The sequence below is a fragment of the Micromonospora sp. ATLC16 genome (assembly GCF_057196645.1).
On sequence record NZ_JBXUOW010000069.1, the window covers coordinates 1 to 25506 of the forward strand.

The 25506-nt window shown below is 67.5% G+C and carries 29 protein-coding genes and 3 pseudogenes; 20 read left to right on the forward strand and 12 right to left on the reverse strand.

Features of this window, described 5'->3' with window-relative positions; all coding sequences use genetic code 11:
- Positions 1–224: 224 nt before the first annotated feature.
- The gene (locus tag AC2CHE_RS22255; protein ID WP_484506803.1) at positions 225–377 is read right to left on the reverse strand and encodes a hypothetical protein; all 153 of its coding nucleotides are present in this window, start codon (positions 375–377) and stop codon (positions 225–227) included.
- A gap of 139 nt (positions 378–516) precedes the next feature.
- Here AC2CHE_RS22255 and AC2CHE_RS22260 point away from each other — a divergent pair.
- The 3 genes and pseudogenes from AC2CHE_RS22260 to AC2CHE_RS22270 form a co-directional block, all read left to right on the forward strand.
- Positions 517–984 (forward strand): annotated as a pseudogene (locus AC2CHE_RS22260) (DUF4291 family protein); the annotation flags it as partial.
- A 116-nt stretch (positions 985–1100) separates the two neighbouring features.
- Complete coding sequence (locus AC2CHE_RS22265) at positions 1101–1319, forward strand: alpha/beta fold hydrolase (protein WP_484506804.1); 219 nt, start codon at positions 1101–1103, stop codon at positions 1317–1319.
- Positions 1320–1530: 211 nt separating this feature from the next.
- Positions 1531–1803, forward strand: a complete 273-nt coding sequence (locus AC2CHE_RS22270; RefSeq protein WP_484506805.1) for an alpha/beta fold hydrolase — start codon at positions 1531–1533, stop codon at positions 1801–1803.
- 516 nt (positions 1804–2319) lie between these two features.
- On the opposite strand, the gene AC2CHE_RS22275 is transcribed toward AC2CHE_RS22270, so the two are convergent.
- The 3 genes from AC2CHE_RS22275 to AC2CHE_RS22285 all read right to left on the reverse strand — a co-directional run bounded on the left by AC2CHE_RS22275 (position 2320) and on the right by AC2CHE_RS22285 (position 5899).
- On the reverse strand, positions 2320–3138 hold the full coding sequence (locus AC2CHE_RS22275) for a DUF5919 domain-containing protein (protein WP_484506806.1): 819 nt from the start codon (positions 3136–3138) through the stop codon (positions 2320–2322).
- A gap of 121 nt (positions 3139–3259) precedes the next feature.
- Positions 3260–4210 (reverse strand): 5'-methylthioadenosine/S-adenosylhomocysteine nucleosidase family protein, encoded by a 951-nt coding sequence (locus AC2CHE_RS22280; protein ID WP_484506807.1) that lies wholly within the window; start codon positions 4208–4210, stop codon positions 3260–3262.
- A 3-nt stretch (positions 4211–4213) separates the two neighbouring features.
- Complete coding sequence (locus tag AC2CHE_RS22285; RefSeq protein ID WP_484506808.1) at positions 4214–5899, reverse strand: hypothetical protein; 1686 nt, start codon at positions 5897–5899, stop codon at positions 4214–4216.
- Positions 5900–6069: 170 nt separating this feature from the next.
- Here AC2CHE_RS22285 and AC2CHE_RS22290 point away from each other — a divergent pair, with 170 nt between their 5' ends.
- The 4 genes and pseudogenes from AC2CHE_RS22290 to AC2CHE_RS22305 all read left to right on the forward strand — a co-directional run.
- Positions 6070–6795 carry an NUDIX hydrolase gene (locus AC2CHE_RS22290; RefSeq protein WP_484506809.1) on the forward strand — a complete coding sequence of 242 codons (726 nt, stop codon included), beginning with the start codon at positions 6070–6072 and terminating at the stop codon, positions 6793–6795.
- Positions 6796–7130: 335 nt separating this feature from the next.
- Positions 7131–7916: an SDR family oxidoreductase gene (locus AC2CHE_RS22295; protein WP_484506810.1), complete on the forward strand. Its 786-nt coding sequence runs from the start codon at positions 7131–7133 to the stop codon at positions 7914–7916.
- Between the two features lie 226 nt (positions 7917–8142).
- Positions 8143–8700, forward strand: a complete 558-nt coding sequence (locus tag AC2CHE_RS22300) for a hypothetical protein (protein ID WP_484506811.1) — start codon at positions 8143–8145, stop codon at positions 8698–8700.
- Positions 8701–8945: 245 nt separating this feature from the next.
- Positions 8946–9337, forward strand: a pseudogene (locus tag AC2CHE_RS22305) (macro domain-containing protein); the annotation flags it as partial.
- Between the two features lie 441 nt (positions 9338–9778).
- Here AC2CHE_RS22305 and AC2CHE_RS22310 read toward each other — a convergent pair.
- The gene (locus tag AC2CHE_RS22310) at positions 9779–10438 is read right to left on the reverse strand and encodes a hypothetical protein (RefSeq protein WP_484506812.1); all 660 of its coding nucleotides are present in this window, start codon (positions 10436–10438) and stop codon (positions 9779–9781) included.
- On the reverse strand, positions 10413–10811 hold the full coding sequence (locus AC2CHE_RS22315) for a PadR family transcriptional regulator (RefSeq protein ID WP_484506813.1): 399 nt from the start codon (positions 10809–10811) through the stop codon (positions 10413–10415). Before AC2CHE_RS22315 ends, AC2CHE_RS22310 begins: the two co-directional genes overlap by 26 nt.
- Before the next feature lie 24 nt (positions 10812–10835).
- Here AC2CHE_RS22315 and AC2CHE_RS22320 point away from each other — a divergent pair.
- From AC2CHE_RS22320 to AC2CHE_RS22340, 5 genes and pseudogenes are all read left to right on the forward strand, one after another.
- Positions 10836–11399: pseudogene (locus AC2CHE_RS22320) on the forward strand (TetR family transcriptional regulator C-terminal domain-containing protein); the annotation flags it as partial.
- A gap of 91 nt (positions 11400–11490) precedes the next feature.
- Positions 11491–11886 (forward strand): VOC family protein, encoded by a 396-nt coding sequence (locus AC2CHE_RS22325; RefSeq protein WP_484506814.1) that lies wholly within the window; start codon positions 11491–11493, stop codon positions 11884–11886.
- A gap of 161 nt (positions 11887–12047) precedes the next feature.
- Positions 12048–12638 (forward strand): GIY-YIG nuclease family protein, encoded by a 591-nt coding sequence (locus tag AC2CHE_RS22330; protein WP_484506815.1) that lies wholly within the window; start codon positions 12048–12050, stop codon positions 12636–12638.
- Between the two features lie 212 nt (positions 12639–12850).
- Entirely contained in the window at positions 12851–13000 is a 150-nt protein-coding gene (locus tag AC2CHE_RS22335) for a hypothetical protein (protein ID WP_484506816.1), read from the forward strand.
- Positions 13001–13041: 41 nt separating this feature from the next.
- On the forward strand, positions 13042–13437 hold the full coding sequence (locus AC2CHE_RS22340; protein WP_043723897.1) for a YkvA family protein: 396 nt from the start codon (positions 13042–13044) through the stop codon (positions 13435–13437).
- Positions 13438–13710: 273 nt separating this feature from the next.
- On the opposite strand, the gene AC2CHE_RS22345 is transcribed toward AC2CHE_RS22340, so the two are convergent.
- Together AC2CHE_RS22345 and ybiA are read right to left on the reverse strand one after the other, a co-directional pair.
- A complete protein-coding gene (locus tag AC2CHE_RS22345; protein ID WP_484506817.1) occupies positions 13711–14388 on the reverse strand; it encodes an alpha/beta fold hydrolase in 678 nt (225 codons plus the stop codon).
- Between the two features lie 36 nt (positions 14389–14424).
- Positions 14425–14991, reverse strand: coding sequence for a riboflavin biosynthesis intermediates N-glycosidase (ybiA, locus tag AC2CHE_RS22350; RefSeq protein ID WP_484506829.1), 567 nt, complete (start codon positions 14989–14991; stop codon positions 14425–14427).
- 207 nt (positions 14992–15198) lie between these two features.
- On the opposite strand from ybiA, the gene AC2CHE_RS22355 reads away from it, so the two are divergent.
- The 5 genes from AC2CHE_RS22355 to AC2CHE_RS22375 all read left to right on the forward strand — a co-directional run bounded on the left by AC2CHE_RS22355 (position 15199) and on the right by AC2CHE_RS22375 (position 17965).
- Positions 15199–15705, forward strand: a complete 507-nt coding sequence (locus AC2CHE_RS22355; protein ID WP_484506818.1) for a hypothetical protein — start codon at positions 15199–15201, stop codon at positions 15703–15705.
- Between the two features lie 155 nt (positions 15706–15860).
- The gene (locus AC2CHE_RS22360) at positions 15861–16469 is read left to right on the forward strand and encodes a nucleotidyltransferase domain-containing protein (protein WP_484506819.1); all 609 of its coding nucleotides are present in this window, start codon (positions 15861–15863) and stop codon (positions 16467–16469) included.
- Between the two features lie 220 nt (positions 16470–16689).
- Positions 16690–17214 carry an orotate phosphoribosyltransferase gene (pyrE, locus tag AC2CHE_RS22365; RefSeq protein WP_484506820.1) on the forward strand — a complete coding sequence of 175 codons (525 nt, stop codon included), beginning with the start codon at positions 16690–16692 and terminating at the stop codon, positions 17212–17214.
- 32 nt (positions 17215–17246) lie between these two features.
- Positions 17247–17765, forward strand: a complete 519-nt coding sequence (locus AC2CHE_RS22370) for an orotidine 5'-phosphate decarboxylase / HUMPS family protein (protein WP_484506821.1) — start codon at positions 17247–17249, stop codon at positions 17763–17765.
- Positions 17705–17965 (forward strand): orotidine 5'-phosphate decarboxylase / HUMPS family protein, encoded by a 261-nt coding sequence (locus AC2CHE_RS22375; RefSeq protein ID WP_484506822.1) that lies wholly within the window; start codon positions 17705–17707, stop codon positions 17963–17965. The genes AC2CHE_RS22370 and AC2CHE_RS22375 overlap by 61 nt, the downstream gene beginning before the upstream one ends.
- A gap of 196 nt (positions 17966–18161) precedes the next feature.
- Here AC2CHE_RS22375 and AC2CHE_RS22380 read toward each other — a convergent pair whose 3' ends face one another.
- On the reverse strand, positions 18162–18851 hold the full coding sequence (locus tag AC2CHE_RS22380) for a hypothetical protein (RefSeq protein WP_484506823.1): 690 nt from the start codon (positions 18849–18851) through the stop codon (positions 18162–18164).
- A gap of 483 nt (positions 18852–19334) precedes the next feature.
- On the opposite strand from AC2CHE_RS22380, the gene AC2CHE_RS22385 reads away from it, so the two are divergent.
- Positions 19335–20432 carry a hypothetical protein gene (locus AC2CHE_RS22385; protein WP_484506824.1) on the forward strand — a complete coding sequence of 366 codons (1098 nt, stop codon included), beginning with the start codon at positions 19335–19337 and terminating at the stop codon, positions 20430–20432.
- A gap of 119 nt (positions 20433–20551) precedes the next feature.
- On the opposite strand, the gene AC2CHE_RS22390 is transcribed toward AC2CHE_RS22385, so the two are convergent.
- From AC2CHE_RS22390 to AC2CHE_RS22400, 3 genes are all read right to left on the reverse strand, one after another.
- Positions 20552–20935, reverse strand: a complete 384-nt coding sequence (locus AC2CHE_RS22390) for a PIN domain-containing protein (RefSeq protein WP_484506825.1) — start codon at positions 20933–20935, stop codon at positions 20552–20554.
- Positions 20932–21180: a type II toxin-antitoxin system Phd/YefM family antitoxin gene (locus AC2CHE_RS22395; protein WP_484506826.1), complete on the reverse strand. Its 249-nt coding sequence runs from the start codon at positions 21178–21180 to the stop codon at positions 20932–20934. Before AC2CHE_RS22395 ends, AC2CHE_RS22390 begins: the two co-directional genes overlap by 4 nt.
- 1145 nt (positions 21181–22325) lie before the next feature.
- Positions 22326–23774, reverse strand: coding sequence for a hypothetical protein (locus AC2CHE_RS22400; RefSeq protein ID WP_484506827.1), 1449 nt, complete (start codon positions 23772–23774; stop codon positions 22326–22328).
- 461 nt (positions 23775–24235) lie between these two features.
- Here AC2CHE_RS22400 and coaD point away from each other — a divergent pair, with 461 nt between their 5' ends.
- Together coaD and AC2CHE_RS22410 are read left to right on the forward strand one after the other, a co-directional pair.
- Positions 24236–24694 (forward strand): pantetheine-phosphate adenylyltransferase, encoded by a 459-nt coding sequence (coaD, locus tag AC2CHE_RS22405; RefSeq protein WP_484506828.1) that lies wholly within the window; start codon positions 24236–24238, stop codon positions 24692–24694.
- Positions 24695–24777: 83 nt separating this feature from the next.
- Positions 24778–25221, forward strand: a complete 444-nt coding sequence (locus AC2CHE_RS22410; protein ID WP_269742348.1) for a DUF1707 SHOCT-like domain-containing protein — start codon at positions 24778–24780, stop codon at positions 25219–25221.
- Positions 25222–25506 lie beyond the last annotated feature (285 nt).

The following is a 25506-nucleotide window of genomic DNA, read 5'->3' on the forward strand; positions in this document are numbered from 1 at the left end:
GGCGCCCGGCGCGGCCGCGCCCCCCGCCCCGCCCCCCCCCCCGGGGGCCGCCGGGGGGCCGCCCCCCCCCCCCCGGCACACCCGTCCTCGTATCGGCCGAACCGTGGAACGCTGGCGAAGCCCGAGCCAGGCCCGGTGCGCGGCCCGGTCGGCGGGTCTGAAGGCAGATCTCGGACGGGTCGACCCGGCGTCGGAAGGCAATCACACTACCGACGACCCGTCCGTCAACCGATGACGACCGGGTAGGTGTTCGCGACCAGGGTCGCGTACAGCCAGTAGTCCGAGCGGAACCCCAGCCTGGTGTACGGCTCTCCGAGCGCCCAACAAGCTCTCGACCGGTCGACCGTAAGCGGCGTGATAACCATCGGGGTTGTCATCCGGTGAGCTTGATCGAGCCGTCGGGAGGCTTTGCCCCTCCTCGGTCACGTACCGTGCCGCTCGGTCCGCGGCAGATGCGGGTGCCGGCGCGGATTCATTTCGGCTTGGCGCTGGCGCTGGTGTGAAAACTCGGTGGACCGCTGCGGCTGGGCCGGCAAACCAGGGCAGGAGCGCGTGCTGTCCATCGACATCACGCGGGACGGATTTGAGTGGGCGCTGGCGCGAGCCTGCCTGAGTCACTACGACCGAGACCTGCACGGCGACAAGGCGACCTGGTCACGGCAACTAAAGACCAGCCCGGTCCGAGTCCAGTGGGATTCGCAGCGATCGCTGCATCTGAAGGCGCTGCCGTACCGGTCGCTGCAGGTTGAATTGTCCGGCGAGGCTGTCGACCGGTACGTCGACGACTGGGTCGTTGCCATCACCGACGTCACCCCCACGGTGCACCTGATCCGGGACCTTCTGCGTAGCGGCGACGAACAGGCGGCAGCAGCCCATCTGCCTGTCGAACATGCCTACCCGCTGCCGGCTCAGATCGCCGCCGGTCTCGACGCCAACCCGGACTTCACCGCCGACGAAGTGCTCGAGCAGCAGCACCGACGGTGACGGCCGCTCGGCAGGTCCGGAGATCACGACGTGTGCAAACATGGTGCCCCTGCTGAGCGAGACGTTCTACTGACGGGGCCGCGCGGTGCTCTGGGAGCAGTTGGGGTCCGGTCCTGATGTCGTGTTCTGTCACCGAGCTCTGGCGAGCGCACGCGGAGGCGCTCGCCAGCTACTACACGGTGTACCTGTGGGACATGCCGGGGTACGGGCAGTCGTCGAAGCGGGCCGAACACCCCGTTTCCCTCGACGTCCAGGGCGCGCTCTTCTCCGACCTCCTTGCTCATTGGGATGTCCGCTCGCCGCACGTCGTCGCGCACGACTACGGAGGGGGGTAGCGCTGCGGGCCTACCTGCTGCACGAGGCTGTCTTCGCGTCGCTCGCGCTGGTTGACGTCGTGGCCCTGGCGCCATGGGCTTCGGACTTCTTCCGGTTGGTCCGGGAGCACGCCGACGTGTTCAGCGCCGTGCCGCCGTCGATCCACGAAGGTGTGGTGCGTTCCTACATTGCCGGAGCCAGTCACGTCGGCCCGACGTCGGGCGCCATGGGATGCTGGTCTCGCCGTGGCGTGGCGCTGAGGGACAGGCTGCGTTCTATCGTCAGATCGCTCAGGCGGACCAGCGCTACACCGACGAGGTCGAACCCCGGTACTCCGAGATCGACATCCCGATGATGCTGGTCTGGGGGCAGCAGGACACGTGGATCCCCGTCGACCGCGCCCACCGGCTGCGCGCGATCATTTCCGGGGCACAGACACGACTGGTCGAGGGCGCCGGCCACCTCATCCAGCTGGACCAACCAGCGCCCTGGCAACCTGCCTGAGCCGATGGCTCGGCGAGCAAGCGTGACGGAGCTCAGAGGGCACTCTCGTCATTTCCACGCCGCCTCCGACAGCTTCACACACAGGCCCGGTCCACGGATTCAGGCTAAGCGACCTGCCGGCCCCGGGCTGGCTCAGCCGGGTACGGTTCGAGAGCTTTCAACCGGCCCCGAGCAGCGAGCCGGCGAACCGGCGAAATCTGGGCGAGGGCCGGCGGCCACCCGCAGATCGTCGTCTGCGCCGCCGGCCCCGCGCCACCGATGTAACCTGGCCTACCCGGGCCAGTCGGCCAGTAGTCGTCAAACGGAATGTCGTCAGGCCGCTGGCCGCCGATCTCGACGTACCCGCCGATGTCCCGGTCGTATGGTGGGCCGACGATGATCGGCAACTCATACGTGGAGTGACGGGCCAGAAAACTCCAGGCCGCACGGTTGAGCACCGGCTGCCGCGAGTTCGCCGGAGCCTCCGGACCACCACTATGGATGAGCGACACGCCGATTCTCGCTGAACGAGGGCGATCACACCGGACACGGCACTGGTTCGGCAGGCAAAAGGTCGATGGGGTGGCCATGAGCCCAGATGTGGTCGAACTCCCGAAGGTAGTGCCGGTACCACTGAGGGCTGCCCGCCTTCGTCAGAGCCAGGACCGGCTCGGCACCGGCCGGCCGGTGCGAATAGACGTCAACGTACAACCGTCCCGCTTCCTCCTCCGCGTCGACCATGATCAGGCCGAAGGAAGGTACGAACGGCAACAACCGGACCTCTATCCGCCCCGCCCCGCGAGCCGACTCGGCAACCTCACGCACCAGATCCAGGGTTGGCCGGAGGCGGTTGGTGAAGATGCCCCGATCGTCCGGGAGGGTGGCACGTCGCGCCGCCTCGGCCGGCGCGGATGTCGCCGGGTCGATGACGGCGATCCGCACGAGCGCTCCGTCCGCCAATCGTCGGGCGAGTGGTTCGGCGATATTGCGCAGAGTCCTGCCCAGCGTGACCCCTACCAGCCGGACATCGGCTGCGCCGGCCAGGTCGATGTTGAGACCGGATGTTGACGCGGCCAGTCGCGGTTCGCCCAGCAGCTCGCCGGGTAGGCGGTGCAGCGCCCGAACCACCCGCGTCAGGAGCGGAACCACGTGGGCCAGATCCCGCCGTTCCCCAGCCAGGTCGAAAGCCAATAGCGCGAGCGTGGCCAGGGTGGCGGCCGCCACGGTCGACGGGTCCACGACATCGAATACGCCGAGCACCCCGATGACCAAGGCGATGCTGACCGTCAGACCCGTCTGCAGGTGACGGCGGGTCAGTACGGTGGAGGTACGCGGCTTGGGTGTATGGGACAACATGACGACTTCACCCTTCTCACTTGTCGGAGCGGTACCAGGGCGGCAGACGACTTGACTGCCCGCCGCCCTGGCCGCTTGTCGCCTCTGGCCGCTTGTCACCCGTGGACGGAGCAACCAAAGATCACGTAGATGAATGTCCCAGGAAAGGCAGCAGACTCTCGAAGGCCACACCCGCGTGCCTGGCCGCCAGGTCGTGATCGCGATGCCCCTTGGCCGCGTCCGCGTGGTCGGAAACACCGCGGACCACCACCCAGCTCACGGCGTCCGCGTTGGCGTCTAGATCCTCCCGGAACGCTTGGACCAGGCCGCCCGCCTCGGTCTCGACGGCGAGGCACTTCTCATGAAACGACTGCAGGTACGCGCGGATGTCGGAGGCTTCGTCCGTGATCACCGCGCCGCCCGAACCGATCGGTCCACGGACGACTTTGAAGAAGGTCCTCGTCTCCACTGACGGGAGCACGAACGGCTCTCCCCGGGTGCTGAACAAGTCACTAAGGCTCAGGCTCATCCGTGCCGGCACCGCCGTGGCCTCCCCCCGCCGGTAGGTAATGTTCGCCGCCGTCCGCCGCTCGTCGTAGTAGATGACCTGATCCGCGATAACCACGTCGCCGACGTCAACGCGCTCGCTGATCCCACCGGCGATACCGACCAGCGCCACCAGTCTGGGCCGGTGAACTTGTCGCAGGAAGGCGTAGGCGGTGGCCGCAGACCGTTGGTTGCGGTCCATGGTCTGCATCAGCACCGCGTTCAGCCGGCCGTACGGCGTGGTGAACGTCGCTTGATGCACCCGCCGCTGGTCGCTCGGAGCAGGACGGCGGTAGTCGGTGGCCCGTTGGAACACGTCGGTCATCGCCTGCATCTCCGGTGACAGCACCGTGAGCACCGCGATGTCGACCGGCGGCGTCTGCTGACCCGGCCTGCCGGACGGGGCACCGCTGTCCCCGCCGGTACGGGCGTCGGGGTGCGGCGCCGCCGACCCGACCGACTGGAAGGAATCTTTGATGTCTCTGATGTCTCCGATATTGCCGCCAGCACGGATACCGAAATTCGCACCAGTGTTGTCGCTGCCCATAGCCTATCCTTTACCCGCAGTTGGCCCACTCGAGGTGGTAGGAACGAAGGAATTGCTGATGCCGGAGATGTCACCGATGTTTCCCCCGGCGTAGATTCCACTGTTGATAAGCACTCTGCTACTCTGACGGAATTCCGTCACGTCAACTCCGCAAGTAATGAGAAAGTCGAGAGTGGCCGCGACAACGCGACGCGTGATGATTTTCTTGTGCTTGGCGACGTCCTGCATCTGGAAGTCGTTGCGGACAATGTCGAGAGTGGCCAGTTCCCGGACGCTGAGCCGCGCTCCTCGGTCGAACCCCCGGCGAGGGTCGGCAGGACGCGACTGTCGAGACAGCGCCCGGAAGGCCGCACGGAACAGGCTTCTTGGTGCCGCCGCTGCCGTGGCGGGTGCGTCCATCAGGGCCCGCCAGGCCACCTTTAGATATGGCAGAGCACCGATACTCGCCACGTCGTCCACGACACGGAATTCGTCGCGACAGGGCGCCAGCGCGAAGGTGTCCACTTCGAAGTACAGGGTGCGCCCCTGGAGGGCGTAATGCACATAGACGGTGGTCACTAATTCACCGTCCCACGAGTTGACCTGGCAGGCCAGGTAATGACGGTTCGCATCCGCCGGCTCGCGGATAAAGCGCTCGACATCCGATGCGCTGGTGCGGGGGTTCAAAAGGATGGTTTCACTGCCGGCCGTGAAGATTCGGCGGGTGACGGTGAGACCGGCCAACCGGTGCTCCGGATCTGAGGCGTAGGCCAACTCCGCTACGCTGCGCTCGACGTGACCGATTAGATCAACAGCTGCGAATGGGACTTCCTGGTACTCCCGCTCCCCTTCCGGCCGTGGCTTTTCGAAATCCTCCGCATCACCGATCATCCGCAGCGCGAACCCCTCCGTGGACAGCCGCACACCGGAGCCGATGAAGGGTGAATATCCAGAGAATATCGTCGTGTTGCCCTCCTGCTGGTAGCGAAGGTCGTTCATCCGCGTCGTCTGGTGAACCAGGGCCGGCTGCTCGCCGGGGCCGTTTTCTGTGGCATAGCGCCACTTCACGATTTGCGCCACTACGGGCGGACCGAAGACCGCCGCGAAAGTCAAGGTGACACCGACGCCAGACAACGCCAGCACGGCGGAGGCGTCCCCGGTGTCAACACCGGCGCTGACCGCCATGAGACCCGCTATCGGCAAGGCCGTGAGAAATGCCAGCGCCGACACCAGCGAGCCCAGCACAGCGGCCAGCCCATTACCGATCAGCCTTTTTGGTGACACTTCGTCCGTCAGTTGCCAGCGCACCACCTCGACCAAGATCCGCCACGTGGCAGCAAGGGCGTAGCCTGCAGCGGCGATACCAAGCCCGAACAACAGGCCGGGAGCACCCAAACAGGCGGCTAGGACCAGCAGGACGATGGTGGTGACGTCCCTAATGAGGTTGATCCGATCGGCTCGCAGGCAGTGGCCGAGCACCACGGCGAGGTCAAACCCGAAGGACGGAGCGACCGCTCGCCCGGGCTGGTGGTAGACCTCGTCGAGGCTGCGCCGACAGAAGCGCTCGTCGAGGTAGGCCCCGGCGTTCAGGTGTCGGGTCGCGGTGCTGCTGGCGGCTGAACTGAAATGTCCGGAGGTCGCGATGGGGACGGTCGATCCGGGCTGCTGCCCGGGCCCCCGCGCCGGAACTTCTGGAGGAGCAGTCGACATCTAGAACTCCCTGGTTGAGACGGGACTAGTGAGCCGGACGAGGCGACGACCACGGCGCGGGAACAGGCTCACCAGCGCATAATCTCGTCAGATAGACGAGAAACAGGCTGCCACCACTGTATAGCGGAACGTGAGTTCTCGTCAACCTGACGATTGGATACGATCCGGCGATGAACGGTGTCGGGAACAGGCAGCACGCGCTACTAACGGTCGACCTTGTGGTGCTGACCGTACGCGACGATCAGCTACAGGTCGTGCTGATCGAGCGCGGCAAAGATCCGTTCAGGGGACGTCTCGCGCTGCCGGGCGGGTTCGTACGGTCGAACGAGGACATCGACGAAGCGGCCGTTCGGGAGCTGGCCGAGGAGGCCGGTCTGGACGGCCGCCGGCTGCATCTGGAGCAGTTGCGTACATACGCCACACCAGGGCGCGACCCACGCGGCCGGGTAGCCAGCGTCGCCTATCTGGCGCTCGCGCCCGACCTGCCCATACCCGTCGCCGGCACCGATGCCCGCAACGCCAGGTGGGCCCCCATCGACTCGGTCACCGATCGGCCGAGCGCGTTGGCATTCGATCATGACCGCATCCTCGCCGACGGCGTCGAACGGGCACGGGCAAAACTGGAGTACACCACCCTGGCGACGGCCTTCTGCCTCCCGACGTTCACCATCAGCGATCTACGCCATGTCTATGAAGTCGTCTGGTCCACAACCATCGACGCCCGCAACTTCCATCGAAAGGTCGTGAACGCGGAGAACTTTCTCGCCCCGACCGGGGGTAAACGGGCTTCCGAGGTCGGCCGACCAGCGGCCCTGTACCGAGCCGGAGCGGCCACCGTCCTCTACCCTCCAATGCTCCGCTCGTCCGCCGCGCATGATGACGACGCCGCAGGCTGATTCCTCAACAGGCACCTGGCAGGACCGTCACCGCAGCCCTCAGCCGCCACCCACGTACGCGAAGAAGGCCCCGACCAGCTTTACCATTTCAGGGCCTTGCTCGTTGGTGCGCGCCAGGGACTCGAACCCCCGAATCCGCGGATTGACGCCGGCCTGCGGCACCACGGCCACCCCGATGATCGCGACCGAGCGCGGCGTCGCCCTGCTCGATGCGCTCCGCCAGCCCGCGTTCAAGCCTTCGTGGACAGCATCGGCGGACTCGATAGCGTACCTGCCGATGAGCGGATCAAAGTTATCCGGATGCGGGCAGGAGTCGACTTCTGCACAATCGGCGAATGACGATGACCTCTCTGGGTGGCCGGGTGGTGATCGTGACCGGCGCGAGTCGTGGCATCGCCATCGGCGCCGCCATCGCCCGGCGACTCGTTTCGCAAGGGGCAGCGGTCCTGCTGCACTCGTGGGTGCCCTACGACGTGGAACAGCGCTGGGGTGCAGGTGAGCACGGACCGGAGGATCTCACCGATGAACTGCGGCGCCGAGGGGGCCGAGTCGAGCACGTCCCGATGGACCTGAGTGAACCCGACGCGCCAGCGGCGCTGGTCGACACCGCCCGAACGGTCTTCGGGCACGTCGACGCGGTGGTGGTCAACCACGCTCGCAGCGCTGATCAGGGGCTGGAGGAACTCACGGCGGCGGAACTGGACTTAACCTTCGCGGTCAACACCCGGGCTAGTCTGCTGCTCGTCAAGGCCTTCGCCGCTCAGCACGATGACGCTCGCCGGGGCGGGCGGGTACTGCTGTTCACCTCAGGCCAGTACCACGGCGCGATGCCGAAGGAACTGCCGTACATCGCCTCCAAGGCGGCGTTGCACGAGTTGACCCGCAGCCTCGCCGTCCACCTCATCGGCCGCGGCATCACGGTCAACTGCATCAATCCGGGACCCAACGACACCGGCTATGCCGACGACGAGACGCAAGCCGCCATCGCAGCGACCAACCCCGGCGGACGCTGGAGTACCCCGGCCGACACCGCCCGTCTGGTCACCTGGCTACTCAGCGACGACGCGGACTGGGTCACCGGACAAACCATCGCCTCCGACGGCGGCTGGTCATCACGCTGAGCGCGCTCATGCCGCCGTCCGGACGTCACAGCGCGTGACATAGGAACGGCGGCGATAGGGACGGTCGTGCCGATGCGTGGACGCCACTGCATCTGCCGTCATCGCAGAACCCCAACCGCAACCGACACGTCGCGGTTGTCCCGGAGGCGGCCGGCTACGCCGCCGGCCACACCGAGGGCACCCTGTTTCCCGCGCCAACCGTCACCGCAGCGACTTTAATAGCGGTATGCAGGTCAGCAAGGACGGGCGGAGCTGGCGAACCGGCGCCGCCGCCGACGTGGAGTGGATCGCCGGTCACACCACTGCCGGCATCTCGATCACCACCGCCATCCCGCCGATCTTCGACGCCTACGCCACCACCCACCAGGCCGACGACGTCACCGTCGCCGCCTATGAACACGCCCTGGTCGAGGACCTCGTCACCGAGACCCCCGACCAGCCCTGGTGGCTGGCCTACCTCGACACCGGCGCCCACGACATCGTCTTTCCCCGCGCTCCCAGGGTGTCGCTCTACTGGAACTGGTCTTACGTGCTGGTCGAGGCCGGACCCGAGCAGGCCCTCACCTGGCGGACCGGTCACATGCGCCACGGCCGCGGATCGCTACCCGACCTGTTCTTCCCCGCCGATCGATCATGGCTGGTCTCCGCACTCTGGGACGACACCTGGACCTGCGTCGGCGGCCCGGAACCGCTGATCAACACCCTCCAACGCGACCCCCTGACCAACGCCCGCCGGGTCCGACCCGACGAAGACGCGCTGCCGCCGGGACTCACCCGCGAGTGACACCCAACGCCTGACCCGGTCGCGCTACCCGGATGGAAAGCGCTCATTCCGCATGCGCCACAACCGGATAGTCCGACGGCACGCCAGTTTTTGACGGGCATCCACGCGATGATGATGACTGACAGCATCGTGATGCGACATCCGGATTGCCGCCCGGTCGTTCGGCGATCTGGCCGGTTGAAGTGGCCACCCGATCGGCGACGGTGAGCCCGGCACGCTGTCGTCTGGTGTGCCAGGAATCTGTTGTGGTCGTGATCGAGGTCGTGATGGGTGACATCACGCGGGAGGACGTGGACGCCATCGTCCCAGCCGCGAACGAGTCACTGCTCGGCGGTGGTGGTGTCGATGGCGCGGTTCACCGCGCGGCCGGGCCTCGGCTGGCGCAGGCCGGGGGTGTGAATCGGCCCTTGCGAGCCGGGAGAGGCGATGGCTACCCCGGCGTTCGACCTCGACCCGCCGGTACGGCGGGTCATCCATGCTGTCGGGCCGGTCTGGGGAGGGCGGTCCCGGCGAGGCCGACATTCTGGCCTCCTGCTAACGCAGGAGCCTGCAGGTAGCCGACGAACTCGGCGCCCGCAGCGTCGCCCCCCCCATCGCCACCGGCGTGTACGGCTTCCCCGCCGACCAAGCCGCCCGAAGGTCCAATGAGGAAGGATCATCAACGACCGAACGGCCGGAGGGCAGGTGAAGCTGGCCAGCGGTGTGGACCGACAGGCGAAGCTGCCGGCCGTAGTACTCGACCTGTGCGCCGGGGGTGAACAGGGCCTCGATGCCGTCCGGCTGCAACGGCCGGGGCGGTCGCCACGGCGGGCGGGATTCTGTTCGTACCGGCAGCGGATGCCGGACCCGTCGACGATCTCAGCGGGCCCGTCCCCGGCGACCCAGCAGGTCCGGCCATCGGCGGAAGTCCGGAATCGGCAGCCGAGGTGGTGGCTGCACCAAGCGCGACTCGTGCCGGGCGCCGAGGTCGCCGCACGGCTCGATAACGTCGATGCGCTCGCCCGAGGCGGTACGTGATGGACGTCCGGGCAACTACATGTCGTGACTTTTTGTTTGCTGATGCGCTACATCGGCTGGCTTAGCCCGCCGCGGTTACAGACCAGCGACGGGCCAGCGCCGTTGCGGCGAGGAAGGCGGCGAGGACGATCGCGGCCTCGGTCCCGATCGCCAGTGGGGTGAGCGGGAAGTCGAGCGCCCAGCCGAATGCGGCTGCGGCGGCGATTGCGGCGGCGATCGTGGGCGGCAGCAGCAGTGTCATTCGCGTAGCGGTGTGTCGGATGCGGGGTACGTCGCGCAGGGCGATGCGCACGGTGAGGACGGCGCCGGCGACGACGACCGCTGCGATGCCGCCGTAGAACACACCAGCGGCGAGCCACACCGGTACGCGCACATCGCGCGGCAGGTCGAATGCCGCCACGAATGCCTGGTGCAGGCCGATGACCAGGATGTACCCCGAGATGAGGGAGAGCACTGCGCCGGCGCTGGCCACGCCAAGCACCTGGCCGTAGCGCGGTGGGATCCGCTGCACGCCGGCTTCCTCGGCGATCCTCAGGGCGAACCCGGTGGGGTCAGTGCCGAGAAGCTCCGCAGGATCGATCCCGTCGGCGGTTGCGGCGTCGAGTTCGATTCGCAGGTCGGCAGCAAGGGTCGCCCGGTCGCGGCGGTGAATGCCGAGAGCGCGCCAGTCTCGGTCTGCGGCGGCGAGGAGGTTGTCAACGGCCGGCGTCGACGTGCTCATGGTGATCTCCCGGATTCGGTGGACGGACGGCGAGGGTTTCGTTCACGACGCTGGCGAACTGCGTCCACTGCTCGCGCCAGACGTTCAGTCGGTCATGGCCGGTGTCCGTGAGCCGATAGACCTTGCGGGGCGGGCCGTTGGGGCTGGGTTGCATCGCGTTGGCCACGAGTCCCAAGCGGTGCAGTCGGGTGATCAACGGGTAGACGGTGCCGTAGCTGACCGTTCCGAATCCAGCGGCGTCGAGTCGGCGGACGAGTTGGTAGCCGTGCGCAGGCTCGGCGGCAAGCAGCGCAAGCAGGCACATGTCCAAGCAGCCGCGCAGGAGCTGAGCCTGCCGCTCGGCCGAATCACCCGACTCGCCGTTCACTAACATGTGGCACATAGTACGGCCGGTACTATGTGTCGTACAATAGGTGTCCCGGAAGAGGATACAGCGGCTCAGATTCGCCACCCGGGTGCTCCACGACGTCGCGGCGCCTCACCGTCCGCCACGCCGAACCGAGAACCACCATGCGCTACGACCGAGCCCGCAAGAACCTCGACCGACACCCAACTACGTCCTCGCCGCCTACGTGGCCTCCGCGAACATGATCAACCGCTGCCGTCACCACGTCACTCATCGCCTTGGCCTATCTCGGCAAACGGTTGGCCACCCCGGGTGGAGAGCCGCATCCGCGCCCTGGGACCGGTGACCCCCCGCAACGTCGTCTACGGCACACTCGCGGCGATCCTGCCCACCGACGCCGAGAGCCTCGACCTGACGAGGGCCTACACCGGCTACTACACCTTGGTCTTCACCGACCCCGACCTCGCCACCCGGCACGGCGCCGCCTACCCGGAGAAGGTCGAACGACTGCTCACCGGGCAACTGACCAGCGCGCAGCAGGCCGACCAGATCGGCACCGCCCTGAACCCGGCGACGGCCGCCGCCGGACTCCTCGCCCTCACCAACGGCCTCGGTTCCAGCGTGCTCGGCGGGCAACGAGACGGTGCAGCCGCACCGTGGTGGTGCGCGCGAACGGCGAGCAGGAGTCGACCCCGCGTACGCTGCCGTGGTGCAGATCGACTTGGTTGCCCTGATCGTCGAGGAGTACGACCCGGCGATCGCGTTCTTCACCGCCGTACTCGGCTTCGACCTCGTCGAGGACTCCCCATCGCTGACCAACGACGGGCGACCCAAGCGATGGGTCGTCGTGCGGCCCCCGGGTGCCCAGACCGGCATTCTGCTCGCCCGCGCCGACGGCGAACACCAGCGTGCCACTGTCGGTAACCAGGTAGCCGGCCGGGTCGGGTTCTTCCTGCGCGTCGACGACTTCGACGCCGCTTACCGACGGATGACCGAGGCCGGTGTCACCTTCGTCCGGGAACCACGGACCGAGCCCTACGGCCGGGTCGCGGTCTTCCTCGACATCGCCGGCAACCGGTGGGACCTTCTCGACGCGACCTGAGGTCACCGCACTTGCCAGCCAAACCGTCAAGATCACACATCCTGATCGGCCGCACCAAGCGCGTGGGCGGCGTCCCGCCAGTTCGGTGCAGGTGCCGCTTGCGGGGCATCCGGTCCTTTCCGGGCCCGGCCACGATCTGCCGGGGACCTACGATGGTTTCGATGACCATTCCCGAACGGCGACCCGACGACATCCCCACCGACGAACCCCGGGTCGACGAGGCTCTGCGGCTGCTCTGCGGCGTGCCCGTCGAACTCAATGTCGCCGCCAAGCGGCTCAGCCGTGGCAGCGGTGTCTACGCCTGGTGGGCTGCGCCCTCGGTCTTCCCCGACCTCCCAGGGCCACCGAACGAGAACGTCCCGTCGTTACGGCTGCTGTACCTCGGACGGGCGACCAGCCTGCGAGGGCGGATCCTGCGCAACCATCTGAGGCGTTCGGGCAGCTCGACTCTGCGCCGTACCCTGGCCGGGCTTCTGGTGTCCGAGAGATACCGGACGGCCTGGACCGACCGTGTCGTCCTGGTCCCCGAGGATGAGGCGCGGCTGACCACCTGGATGCACACGCACCTGCGCTTGACCTGGGCGGAAGACGCGGAGCCGGCGACCATCGAGACCGAACTTGTCCAGCGCCTGCACCCACCGCTCAACGTCCACGGCGTCGACCCCGAGCACATCCAACCCGGCGTTGTCGCCGCCAAGAACTCATACAACGCCAGCAGCCGCCCGCCCGAGCCCCCTCCACGAACGCCGTAGTGCACGGGCGTGGTTTCGCGCTCATGCCGCCGTCCGCGCTCCACGCTCTGGAACTCGCAGTGACGCAGCAGGGTCCGCCGTGGGATTATGGTGCCTGGAGCGCCTTCTCATCTCGTACCGGTCGAAGGATCGGCCTGCTGGTCCGTTACCGGCCCCCCGTCGACCGGAGCCGCGCCACCATCGCTGTGCAGGTAGGGGTGCATGTACACCGGATGTCCGCCCGGATCGGCCCGCCAGCCCGTTGCCCGGTCGTACGCGAACTCCGGGCCTGGCCGGTCGAGCACGTCGAAGCCGCCCGGATCCAACTCCTGCGCCGCAACGCTATGCAGTGGCACCTGGAGCCGCTGCCCCAGCACCACTGATCGCGCCGCCCGGACGGCGATGACATGCTGAGCACGTGATCATGCGTGACTGGCTCGTCGGTCTGGCCATCGCGGTCGTGCTGCTGCTTGCCTCCTGGGCGCTGCTGATCCTGCTCGCCCGGCGCCTGCCACCCGGCATCATGCGCGACCTGGCCGCGTTCATCCCCGACTGCGTCACCACCGTCCGCCGACTGCGCACCGACCCCCGAGTGCCGCGCCGGGCGAAGATCGCCGTGCTGATCGCCGGGATCTGGGTCGCCAGCCCCATCGACCTGATCCCCGAGTTCCTGCCCGTCATCGGACCCCTCGACGACATCGTCGTGGTTGCGCTCGCTCTGCGCTACGCCGCACGCCAAGTACCCCGAGACGTCATCCTCGCGGCCTGGCCCGGCGAGCCCCGGCTGATCGAACGGCTGCTCGGCACACCGCCGGCCTGACCGCACTGGCCCCCGCCGGAGCCTGGGTCGAAAAAGATCGCCGACCGCGCCAGCGACCGGACGTTCGCTGACTGAACTACAAGGCTTTGTGAACGCCTCGTAACCCCTGTGTCTGTCTGCTGAGGACGCTCGTTCACGGCACCTATCTCACAATCCTGGTTGGTGCGATACCACCGCCATTCACGACGCGCTCCCGGCACGGCGGGACGCTGGGCCCTGCCGTCGTCGGTCACGTACTGTGGCGCACGGTCGGCGGCATGGGCGGATGGTCGATCACTCGCTAAGGAATGCGATCAGGGTCCTGAGGTACTCCTCTGGAACGGTCTCGTGAACTAGATGGCCGGCAGCGATCGTCGTCAGCTGGGCGTCGGCCAACCGGTCGGCGAGTTCGGCGACGTGCTCCTGTGGGACCGGGCTCGCTGCTCCGCCACCGATGAGCAGCGTGGGTGCCGTGATCCGGTCGACGATGTCGGCCCATCCTGGATCTGGATCGTCGATCTCCGGCCGGACCTGTTCCACCATGTGCCAGTCGAAGGGCAGGTCCCCCGCAGGACGGTCGGGAAGTCCCGGCGGCCGAGGGTGCGGGAAACCGATGTCCTCAAGTACGAGTTTGCGGACGTGTCCCTGCGGTTCGGCGGCAACTCGACAAGCCACCAGACCGCCGAGGGAATGGCCGCCCAAGTCCACCGTGCCGATGTCCAGTTGGTCCAGGATGCCGATGACGTCTTGTGCGAACAGTTGCAGGCTGTAGGTGCCGGGCCAATCACTGGCGCCGTGGCCCCGCAGGTCGACGGCGTACACCGTCCGCGAAGCACACAGGCCCGAGGCGATCACGTCCCAGTCGCGTGCAGTCTTTCCGGTGGCATGGAGCAACACGGCGGGCGTCTTGTACTCGTCAACGGCTTGCCATACCCGCAGCGCGAAGTGCAAATCCCCGACCACGATGTCCATCAGCGCAGGCATGCCCTGAGCATTTCCTACCGTCGCCTACGTGTTCAAGACGTTCCGCCGTGGGCATTGGTGCATGAGCGCGAACCCGAGCAGGTTGAGGCCTCGCCACCGAGCCGGATCGGCGGCGGCGGGGTCGTCTCGAGTCAGCCCGATGCCCCAGATCCGGTCCACCGGGCTGGCCTCAACGAGAACCCGTCGTCCGGTAGCGAGCAGGAACGTGCGCAGTGCTGCGTGCTGTCCGAACTTGGCCAGGTTGCCGGCTACGACGATGTCGAAGCGGTGCTCGTCCCAGGTCTGTTGATCGAAGCCGGCAACCCGGCCACCGAGCGTCTTGGCCGCGTGGGGATGCGGCGCGGCGAGGACCCGCTCGGCCATCGCCTCATCATCGAACAGGGTGGCCTTGCGCCACATCATGTAGTGCTCGGCGGACGCGAACACGACCCCGTCGACCGTGAAAGGCGATGGCCACCACTGGCTCAAGCATCCGGTGCCGAGGCCGCCGTCGCGCTCCGGCTTGTGCCCCCAGAAGAACAGGAGTTTGATCCGCTTTCCCCGCGCATATGCGGCGACCAGATCCGTGACGCTCCGACATGAAGCCAGCATGATCGCCAGTGTGCGCGACCGGGACCTCAGCACACCACACGTTTGTCCGGAACGAAGCCAGGAGGGCGCTGCCGGCCGGCTTGCACCAGCCAAACCGATACCGACGGCCCGGCGCACGCACGGCGGCCAGAGGCGGACGCCACGACAAGGCGTCCGATGCGACCGGTCGGGCTTCTTCCCAGATGAGCGGCCTGCGATCATCAGCGGATGGAGTTCGTACTCGAGCCGCCACACGGGGTTGGTCCGCTCCGGCTCGGGATGACTACCGAGGAGGCCCGGGTTGCTCTCGAGACTCTCGGACCGCTGGTGCCGACCGCTTCGGGTGAGCTGGCCGTGCACCTGCCGAGTGGGCTCGGGTTCAGTGTGGGTTTCGGGGTTGGGCCGACACGGGGCCGGGTCAATGCGATCGAGGTGTGGCGTCCGCACGAACGCTACGTGGTGCGATACCGCGACGTTGACGTCTTCGGCGTTGCCACGCTGGAGGTCGTGAAGCGGCTGCGTCGCCACATTGACCTCGTGTCGAACGAGGACGACGACGCGTTCACCGCACCAGAGCTGTATCTCGCACTGTGGCGGCCGTTCGCCGCGGACGACGACCCGGCTGAGGAGCAAGGCCACTTCTTTCAGTCGGTGCTTGTGGCCCGGCCCGGCTACGACGACACGCCTGCCGCGGCGGCGGCCCGGCTGGCCGCTGGCGGTCAACCAGGCTATTGATCCAACTGGCCTCCCACTCCGCGCACTCGGCGGCCATGAGCGGACGTAATGGCGCGCCGGTTCATGATCCATTCTGGCTACAGCAGCCACGGTTTCCACCGGCTCATCGGTCCACCCACTCGACTGGAGCGGCCGTCGGCCATATGCTCGCCGCAGTGAACCATCCCGATGCCGACGCATGGGAGGCCTGGCACCCGCGCCGGCTTGCCGAACGTCTCCGCGACCTGCGAGTTCCCTGGTATGTCGCGGCCGGCTGGTCGGTGGATCTGTTCCGCGGCGAGCAGACCCGCGCCCACGAGGACCTGGAGATCGCCGTACCGGCAGCGCATTTCGCTCTGTTGCCGCCGCTGTTCCCCGAGCTTGATTTCTGGGTGCCTGCGGGCGAGGGCGTACTGGTGCCGCTGACGCCCGAGGCGCTGGCCGGCGACTCTCACCAGACCTGGGCCTGGGACCCGGCGGCGGGCAAGTGGCGCTTCGACGTCTTCCGCGAGCCGCACGATGGAGACGTCTGGATCTGCCGCCGCGACGAGCAGCGGATCCGCCGACCGTACCGCGAGATCATCAGACGTACAGACGACGGAATCCCGTACCTGGCTATCGAGGCCGTACTGCTGTTCAAGGCGAAGCACACGCGGGATAAGGACGAGGCTGATTTCATCGCTGTGCTTCCGCTGCTGTCCCGGGCGGAACGCGGCTGGCTGGACGCGACGCTCGGTCTGGTCTATCCGGATCATCCGTGGCGTGCCCGACTGCGATCGTGTTGAACCACGACGGCCCTTGGGCTGTTCGCCTACCAGGTGGCGTGCCGGACCGGATATCGATCCACGCGCGGTAGGTCGCTGGCTGCGCCGAAAACCCAGGGAAGTAGTCACACGGCGCAGAGCGCACCCGACCAGCGACACATGAGAGTAAGTTCGGGCGGCCACACCGGGCAGGGTCCTGGGCGGCTGGTTGCTCCCCAAGGCGGGATGCGAGGCTGGATGCGTGACTTCCCCGCTCGCGCGTCGCGTCTACGAAGCGTGCCATTTGACCGGGTCGTTCCGCCTGCGCTCAGGGCAGGTAAGCGGCGAATACTTCGACAAGTACCTGTTCGAGGCGCAGCCCGGCCTGTTGCGCGAGGTGGCCGAGGCGATGGTCGCCTTGCTGCCGGAGTGCGACGTGCTGGCTGGGATGGAGATGGGCGGCATACCGATCGCGACGGTGATGTCGCAGCTGACCGGGCTGCCGACCGTCTTCGTTCGAAAGCAGGCCAAGGAGTACGGCACCGGCAAGGCGGCCGAGGGCGGCCCCGTGGACGGCCGGCGGGTCGTGGTGATCGAGGACGTGGTGACCACCGGCGGGGCGTTACTGGCGTCGTGCCGGCAGCTGAGGGCCAATGGCGCCAAGGTTGACTCGGTGGTCTGCGCCATCGATCGCGAGCAGGGTGGACGGGAGAATCTCGCGGCCGAAGCGCTGTGGCTACGCGCCGCCCTCACCCGTCGTGACCTGGAGTCCTCCTTGCCGGCGTGACAGCTGCACTGCCGAACCGGCAGGATCAGCGGGTGAACACGGCACGCCGCATCATCGTCGCGCTCGACTTCGACACCGTTGACGACGCCCAGGCGATCGTTGACCGCCTGGGTGACGCCGGCCAGTCATACAAGGTGGGCCTGGAACTGCTGACCGTCGCCGGCCCGGCCTTTGTGGCCCAACTGGTCGGTGAGGGCAAGGATGTCTTCCTGGATCTCAAGCTGTTCGAGATCCCTACCTCTGTTGCGGGTGCCGTCCGCGCAGCCGGCCGGCTCGGCGCCACCATGGTGACCGTGCATGCCATGGGAGGCCCCACAATCATGGAGGCCGCGGTACGCGCAGCCGCCGACTTCCCGCAACTGCACGTCATCGCGCTGACCGTCGTCACCAGCCTCACCGACACCGACCTCGCCGCCATCGGGTTGAGCGCCACGATCGAGGAGCAGGAACCCGCCTGGCCCGACTGGCACAGCGCGCCGGTTGCCACGGAGTGGTCGCCTCACCGCAGGACGCGGCGTCGCTGCGCGCGGAACTCGGCCCGGACATGCTGATCGTCACTCCAGGAGTGACCTTGCAGGCCGGGATAAACGGGACCACAAGCGAGCACGCCCGACCGGCGCATCCCACGGCCGCGATCCGCGCCGGCGCAACGCACATCGTCATCGGTCGGTCCCTGACCCGGGCACCAGACCCAGCAGCCATCCTCGCTCACCTCGAAGACGAGCTGGGTAAGCTCCGAGCACACAGCTGACAGCGGCCGAAGTCAAGGGGCCACGACCGGCGACAGGCGATGGCCCTCATCTCGGCAGTTCAGGATGCCCGATCGACTCAGAGGACAGCTACCGAGCGTGATTGCCTCGATCGGCCAGCACGCACGGACGGCGCCAGATCCGCATGCCTTGTTAGCTGCCGGCTAGTAGAGCCGGTCGCGTCCGCCGTCTGCCACATCACCCGGGAAGTGCTCCCAGACCGGCGAGTAGCTCGTCTCTTTCGGATACTGACAGGGCCTGGTAGATGGGCTCGTCCAGCCGGTTGGTCGCTTCCTCGATGGCTTGCCGTTGCGGGTCCTGAAGTGTCAGCGCCCTCAGCTGTGCCAGGGTGAGTCCCGCAGCGGCCCAGGCCGCTCGATGTGCGTCAGCCCGGTGATGACGCAGCGCCCCCAGCCGGGAGGTCAGGCGAACGGCCGGGGTGGCGTCAGATGGCTCGTACACCGGGGCCATCGCTCGGAAAGCCGGGCCGCCGGTGGCTTGGCCTGCCTTCAACAGGCGACCGACGAGATCCGCCAGCCGGGGAACGATGTCCAGGCCCGGCATCGTCGCGATCGGCTTCCGATCCCAGAACTCTTCGGCCCAATCACCCAAGGCACCCTGTACGGCCAGCGCCACCTTGCAGCCCCGTTCGGTCAGCCGCCACGTGCCGTCGGCGTCAACCTCCGCCATGCCCTGTTCGAGCTCGCCGGTCATATCCGAGCCGGAGTAGGTGGTGGCTGCCGCGAAGCTGCCAGCGGTCATCGGGCGAGCTAGTAACCCGAAGTAGAAGCTGCTCTCGAAGCCGGGCCGAACGTCGTACCGGTCATAGACCGCTCGCATGCGGTCTCGTCCCGTGCTCCGAAGGCCCACGTACACCCGGTCGATCACCGGCCGGATCAGCGCTGCGTAGCTCATGCCACCCCTTGCCCGCTTGTCGCGATGAGGAAGCCAGAGAATAGATCGCCGACGTCGGCTTCGACGACCGGGCGTTCCTCTAATAGTTCGGGGCGCATGCTCATCGCGGCACTCGACCCCTGCGGCACAGTCGGCAACTGCCGGTCAGCCGCCAGGCACTGCGCTACCTCGCCGCCCTCGGGCCGGCCGCCACCACGTTCACGCACCTACTGCACCGCGCCGCCGAGCAAGACCAACGACTGCTCTACAGCGGAGGATGGCGCGGCATCAGCGAGGACGACGAGGCGCGAGACTTGGCGAGGCAAGCACTGGCCGCAGCCACACCCTGACGTCGCCGGGCCCGCCATTCCAGTTCCACTCACCGACATGTCCAGATGCAGACACCTCGGTGACGGGTGCTCTGCGGCAGGTCCGGATGTAGGCAACGGCGGCGAGGCGACCAGTAGGGTCTCGGACATGTCGGATCTTGCTGCGCGGTTCGCCCAGCTCGCTGGCGAGTACGGCTCCCGGAAGAGAGCGGCGTCCGCGCTTGTTGGGCGCTGGGACTGGTACGCCTGGCCTGGTCTTGATCTTCGTCCGTTGTACTTTGAACGGGATCTACTCAAGGCTGGTCGCCGGTTGGACACCAGACCGCCGGTGGATCGGGATGTCCTGCGTATCGGGTTCGACGCCGACGGTCGCATAGTGGTGATCGAGGAGTACAGCGGCTTTCTTCACGGCAACCTGTCCTACGAGACGTTCGTCTGCCACGACGGTGACGTGGTTGAGGCGGCGCATTCCGATACGGAAGGGCCAATCTACCTGCACGAGTACCGTTTCCTGGACGGGTTGATGCGCTCGGCCGACACCGTCGCGCGGGGCGGCTCGGGGCGGGAGTCGTACGCGTACACCGATGGGCGGATCAGCCGCGTCGAGATTGAGCACGACGGCCGGGCGCCTTCGGTGCTGACGGCGGAGCACGACGACCGCGGCCTGGTCCGCATCGTCGAGGTCATGGGCCGCCGCTCCGAGGTGCGCTACGAGCGGCCGCCGGCCGGGTTCGACCTCGAAGCGGCGTGCCGGAGCATTGAGGACGCACTGCTCACGTTGATCCCGGACGCCGTGACGCGCTTGGCGGTCGACGGTCCCGCTGCCTGCGTCGCGCTGAGCTACGACAGCTCGGACGCGCTGTCCTTCGAGGTCCACGGGGCCACTGAGGACGAGCGCGCTGCCTTGGCGGCGATCGACGCCCAGGCAGCATGGTCGCCGGCCGACTTCGAGGCCAGCACCGACGTCGACTTCGACGACGCAGGATCGGTAAGGCTGGTAAGACAGGAACTCGCCCTGCTCGACGCCGAGGACCTCGATGACGCCGCCGGTTCCGAGGCAGGCCGGCGACTGTTGTGCGCGGTGGCGGCTCAGCTCAACCTCCGCGACTGGTCGGACACGCTGCCAGTCACCGACGACTTCGTGGTGTACCCGGTCGACCGTGAGCTGGCCGACCTGGAACGGAACCTGGCCGACTGCCTGCCACCGGACCGGCTCGCCCGGCTACGCGAACGCGGCCCGCTGTGACTGCCCCCAGCCGGGCCTCACCCCCGCGCCCGCAGTTCGGGCACGACGCGCACCCGGCATCAGTTCCACCGTGTCACGCACCGTGACGCCCCACTCGCGGCAGATCCGGATTGATCACGTCAGATGGTGTGGATCGTGATGAGGTCTTCAAGGCCTGCGAGGTCGTCGGCGTTGCGGGTGTAGACGGCGGCGTCGTGAGCATGGGCGGTTGCCGCGATGAGGAGGTCCATCACCCTGGCTCGCGGCTGACGGCCGGTCTCGACGACACGCGCGGCCAGTCGTGCGTAGCTGTCGGCGATGGCGTCGTCGATAGGCAGCGGATCAAATCGGCGTTGGATGGCGCTCAGCCGCGCCAACCGGAGCGCCCTCGCCTCGGCGGTTTTCGCGATCAGGACTCCGAATTGAAGTTCGGCGAGGCTGGCGACGCTGATAGCCAGTTCACCGGGAATCGGGGTGACGTCGTTGGCGATGAGGATGCTGGTATCGAGGATGCCGCGACTCACCGCTGAACCCACGGATCGGTGACGGTGTCGTCCAGGAGATCCCGATCGCCTGCCCACCCGGGGTCGGTCGCTTGGTCGAACACGCCGGCAAGGTCGTCCCACTCGCGCCAGGTGCGAGGACTGACCGGGCCGAGCACGGCTGCCGGGCGGCCAGCGACAGTGATCGTCACCCGTTCACCCGCCTGCGCCCGACGTACCAGGTCGCTGGCGTTCTGCCGCATCTCCCGCAACCCCACTTCACTCATACACCCCAGCGTAGCACATGTGCTACGCATGGTCTGGCGGTCGTCGGCTGCGCGTCGGGCGATCACTCAAGTCGTCGTGACGTAGGCAGATCCGACAAGATCGAACGCACTGCTTTCGGCACGATCGCGCTGGATGCTGCCGTCCTTGGTTACGTTCTGCGACGCCCGGTCGGCGGCATGTGAGTGAGCGGCTGGCCGGTTGCCTTCACGCGCGCCGCACGGATTCCGTCAGACGCGCTTACGGCCGGTACGACGGGCTCGCGCCCCGGCTCTACGGTGAGTCGCGTGGACGATGATGTGGCTGCGAGAGGTGGGCGCCGCTCCCCGTGGTGGTGGGGCGGGATGCTGATGCTCGTCGTGGCGTTCGGGCTGGCCGGAGCCACCCGGGCGTTCCCCTTTGATCCGGACGTAGGCTGGCTTCCAAAGCAGCCGCCGCGTCACGTTCGGGCGAATCGGCATGGCACTCACAGTCCAGCCATTCCGATGCGTAGTAGGCGTCGCCGATCACGCCGAGGGGGTAGCCGAGGGATGGGCTCAGTCGCGCCAGTTCCCGGACCGCCGCGAACTCGTCAGAGTCTGTTCGCGCAGCTACCGCCTGCCCAACCAACCGTCCGACCAACTCGCTGGCCTCGTCTGCGGGCAACTCAGTGATCGCAAGTTCAGCCAGCAACTCGGGCACCAACTGGTCCACAACCCAAGGCGACGCCATCCGAGACAGGCCGGCAAGCTCCGCGACCGCTTCCCCCTCCGCCCCTTGTGCGAGCAAGTGAGCGGCTACATCTGGCCAGTTACTGCTCAGTATGAGCCAAAGTTGGTGCGCACAACCAACGACGCGGCGCTCATCGATGGTGAGCACTCCGTTCACGTCACTGCCTCCGGCTTCGCTACCATCCGCACCCAACATCATGCCCCGACGTCCGGGACGCCCGACGTTTGCTATCCGGCTACGACCGGCCGCCCAGCACCTGCCCTGATCCCACCTTCGATCACGAGCGCCACGCGGCAGATCCGGACGGCTGGGATGTCACTCCGTGAGCCGGCGGACCGCTTTCGGCTTCGAATTGAGCCTCCTCCAGTCGACTGCGTCCGCACGGGGTCGCGCGGCGTTCGGGCGCAGCCTTCCGACTCCGCATGCTGAACCAGGCTCAGCGCAAGGCGATGTGGGCGTCGGTGAGGAAGCGGTGACGGTCGTCACCGTGGGCGATTGCCGCGTTGTAGACGGCGTCGATCGCAGCGGCCAGCGGATCGTCATTCGCCAGGGCGATCAGGGCGGGAAACGCGGCGGCCTGCTGGAGCATCTCGGTGACGTCGAGTGTGCGGAAAACTCTTGGGTCCAAGCGGAGCGCGACTGTGGTGTGGGGCACCTCGGGATCGGACAGGAGCCGGTGAAACGCGGCGCTGCCGCTCTGCTCGGTGAAGGATCGCGGCAGCGGACGGTCGGCCTCGGCGTCGGCGAGCGCAGCGGCGATCCACCCGATCTGCTCTAGTCCTGCCACCCGCATCGCCCGGCGGGCCGCCCAGCAGGCTGCCTCCCGCTGGCGGGCGGCGGGCAGCGCGTCGATGCGGTCGAGCAGCCGACGGTCGATGCGGGCCAGGGACTGCGCTTGGCCGAAGAGTGCGCGGACACGATCCGACGGTGGAGCACCTCCCCACCGCTCGGCGTCGCGCTCGGCCTGCAGGCGGCGGGACTTTTCGGCCGACGCGGTCGCCTCGGCGGCCTGCCCTCGCAACGTCGTCATCCACGGATGCGACCCGGTGGTGTCGAGCAGGTGGTCCCAGATCAGGCCGAGGGCGAAGGCGTGTCGGCCCAGCACTCCCTCGTGCCGCAGCGTGAAGCCGTCGGGGCCGGACGTCAGCCGTACCGTACTCGGCTCGTCGTCCGGCAGCGTTGCCAGCGGGCGGGGGAAGATCGGTTCGTTGGCGGTGGACCACGACCACAGCAGAGTCTCGTCGTCGACCCGCTTGAGCCGGACCTCAAGGTCGCCGGCGGGCAGCACTTCCGCCGGGACCTCGACCGGCGCGGGCCGGTGGCGGACCACCGCTACCCGGGACAGGCCCGCGTCGTCCTCGTACGGGTCAAGTGGCAGCGGCGGCAGGATCGCCGGACGACCAGACGGGCGCGGAACCAGTGACAGCATCCCCCACTCGGCGGCCTTCGTCGGCTTCTGCTCCCAGTCGCGGTCCCCCGGGTCGGCCAGCACGGTCCGCCATGGCGTCTCCTCGGTGACCGCCCAGATGTGCAGCTCGTGCCGCTCGGGCGGGTCATCGTCGGTGCGTACGGTCTCGTGCAGGCGGTCGCGCGCGTGCACCCGCACCCGGATCAACCCGCGCGGTACAGCGACGTCGGTGAGGGCCTCCGCAGTGCCGCCCATCAGGCCGACGACCGACAGCCGGCCGCTGGGACTGAAGAGGGTTGCCTCACTGATCGCATCCCAGCCGACATCGACTCCCGTGGGAGGCCCGGGCAGGAAACGGACACGCGCCTCGATCCAACCGGTGTGTATGCCGCAGAAGCCGGTGAACTGATACGGCCCGACGACGTGCAGCAGGCCGTCGCCGAGGGTGTAGATCCCCATCCCGGACGCGCCCGGCACGGCGGACACCTCGTACTGACAGTGGCTGACCGACAACCTCGCCCAACTGGTCACGGATGCCGAACTTCGATCATCTGCGTCATTCAAGTCGGCCACTCCCAAATCCTACGGCCGACCTCACCCGCCCTCGCAGCTCGGGATCGCGTTCGTGTTCTGGACCGAGGTGAGGTTCTACTGTCCCTTCACGCAAGTCTGCCCACGGTAGCGGCTCAGGAAGGCCGAGACCGCAGCGCGCACAAGGAAGTGATCGGCCGGTACAACGCTGGCAGCGGAAGCAGGTGAGATAGCGATGCATCACCGTGCGTCACCAGCAGCCACTACGCCAGTTCACCCGGAGCGGCAGATCAGGATGTTGGCGGTCGGCGGTGACGACAAGCCGAGGTTGGGTCAGCAAGACTACGGCTGGGGATGATCGTGGCCATTCGGGGGGAGTCGCAGTGACGGCTACGTCGGATCGTGGAGTGGCGCCGGTACACGTTTCGTTGGCGGTCTATCCCGGTACGTTTGATCCGTTCACCCCGGGCCACCTCGACTTGGTGGCCCGGGCCCGGGTGATGTTCGACCAAGTCATCGTGTTGCTGGCGGTAAACGCCGATAAGCAACCAACCGCCGAGGCCACGACCAGGGCCGCACGCGTGCGCGACGCCATGCCGGCAGCCTGGGGCAATGTCGAGGTGGACACCTGGACCGGCCTGACCACCGTCTACTGCTCGCGCCGCGGTGCCACGGTCATCGTCCGCGGCGTGCGCACGGCCGCGGACCTTCGCTACGAGTACCAGCTCGCGGCGATGAACGAGCAACTCGGCATTCAGACCGTCTGGTTGCCCGCGCGTCCGCAGCTGGCCGCCACGTCGTCAACGGTTGCACGCGCATACCGCTCGGCACAGTCGTCCCGTCCGTCGCATAACGCTGAGGAGTGACGCCCGGTCGGCGGCATGTCAGGGCGTCTCAGGTCGTGGATTCTTCCCGCAAATGATCAGAGACTTTGCCCTACCCTCGGCCGGTGACCAACTCGGAGGACCTCGTCCAGAACCTGGACGAGTCTGCTGTCGACCTGAGGATCGGCACGCCGGAGCGCGACGCCGCGCGCGAGGCACTCGACGAACATCTCGCCGCCGAGCGGCTGGACCATGCCGAGTACGAGCAGCGATGGGCAGCGTGCCAGACGGCGCGTATCCAGTCTGAACTGCTGCAGGTCTTCGTTGACCTACCCGCTCCCCATCCCGACCTTCCCCGGTCGCCAGGCCCGTCGGCAGACGCCGACGAGGACATGCCGCCCCTCGCGGTAGCGGTCTGCCTCGCGCTGCTGCTGGGGCTGCCGGTGACGGTCGTGCTCGGCTTCGTATACGGCGCTTGGTGGAGCCTTGCGGTGCCGGTGGCCCTGAGCGTGGCGCTGGTCTACACCGAGCACCTGCTGAACCGTGGACGCAGCCAACAACCGCAGTAGACGGTCGGACGCGACTCGCGGCCATGAAGGGGCGACAGTCCGGTCGGACCGAGGACCGTGATGATCGCACAGACCGTACGGTCAACCCGTGGACGTTTTCCTGCCCTGGCACGTTCGACACGCACGTTTCGTCGATGGTAGCCCTACCAAACATCGGGGCGAGGACGGCGAGTTTGTCAAGCCCCGGGTTTGGTGGAGAGTTGGTTAGCTGGTTTTCAGGGGTGCGGTGACCGGCTGGGTCATCGCGTGTAGTGCCTCGTGTTCGGCGGGCGGGACGTGTCCGAG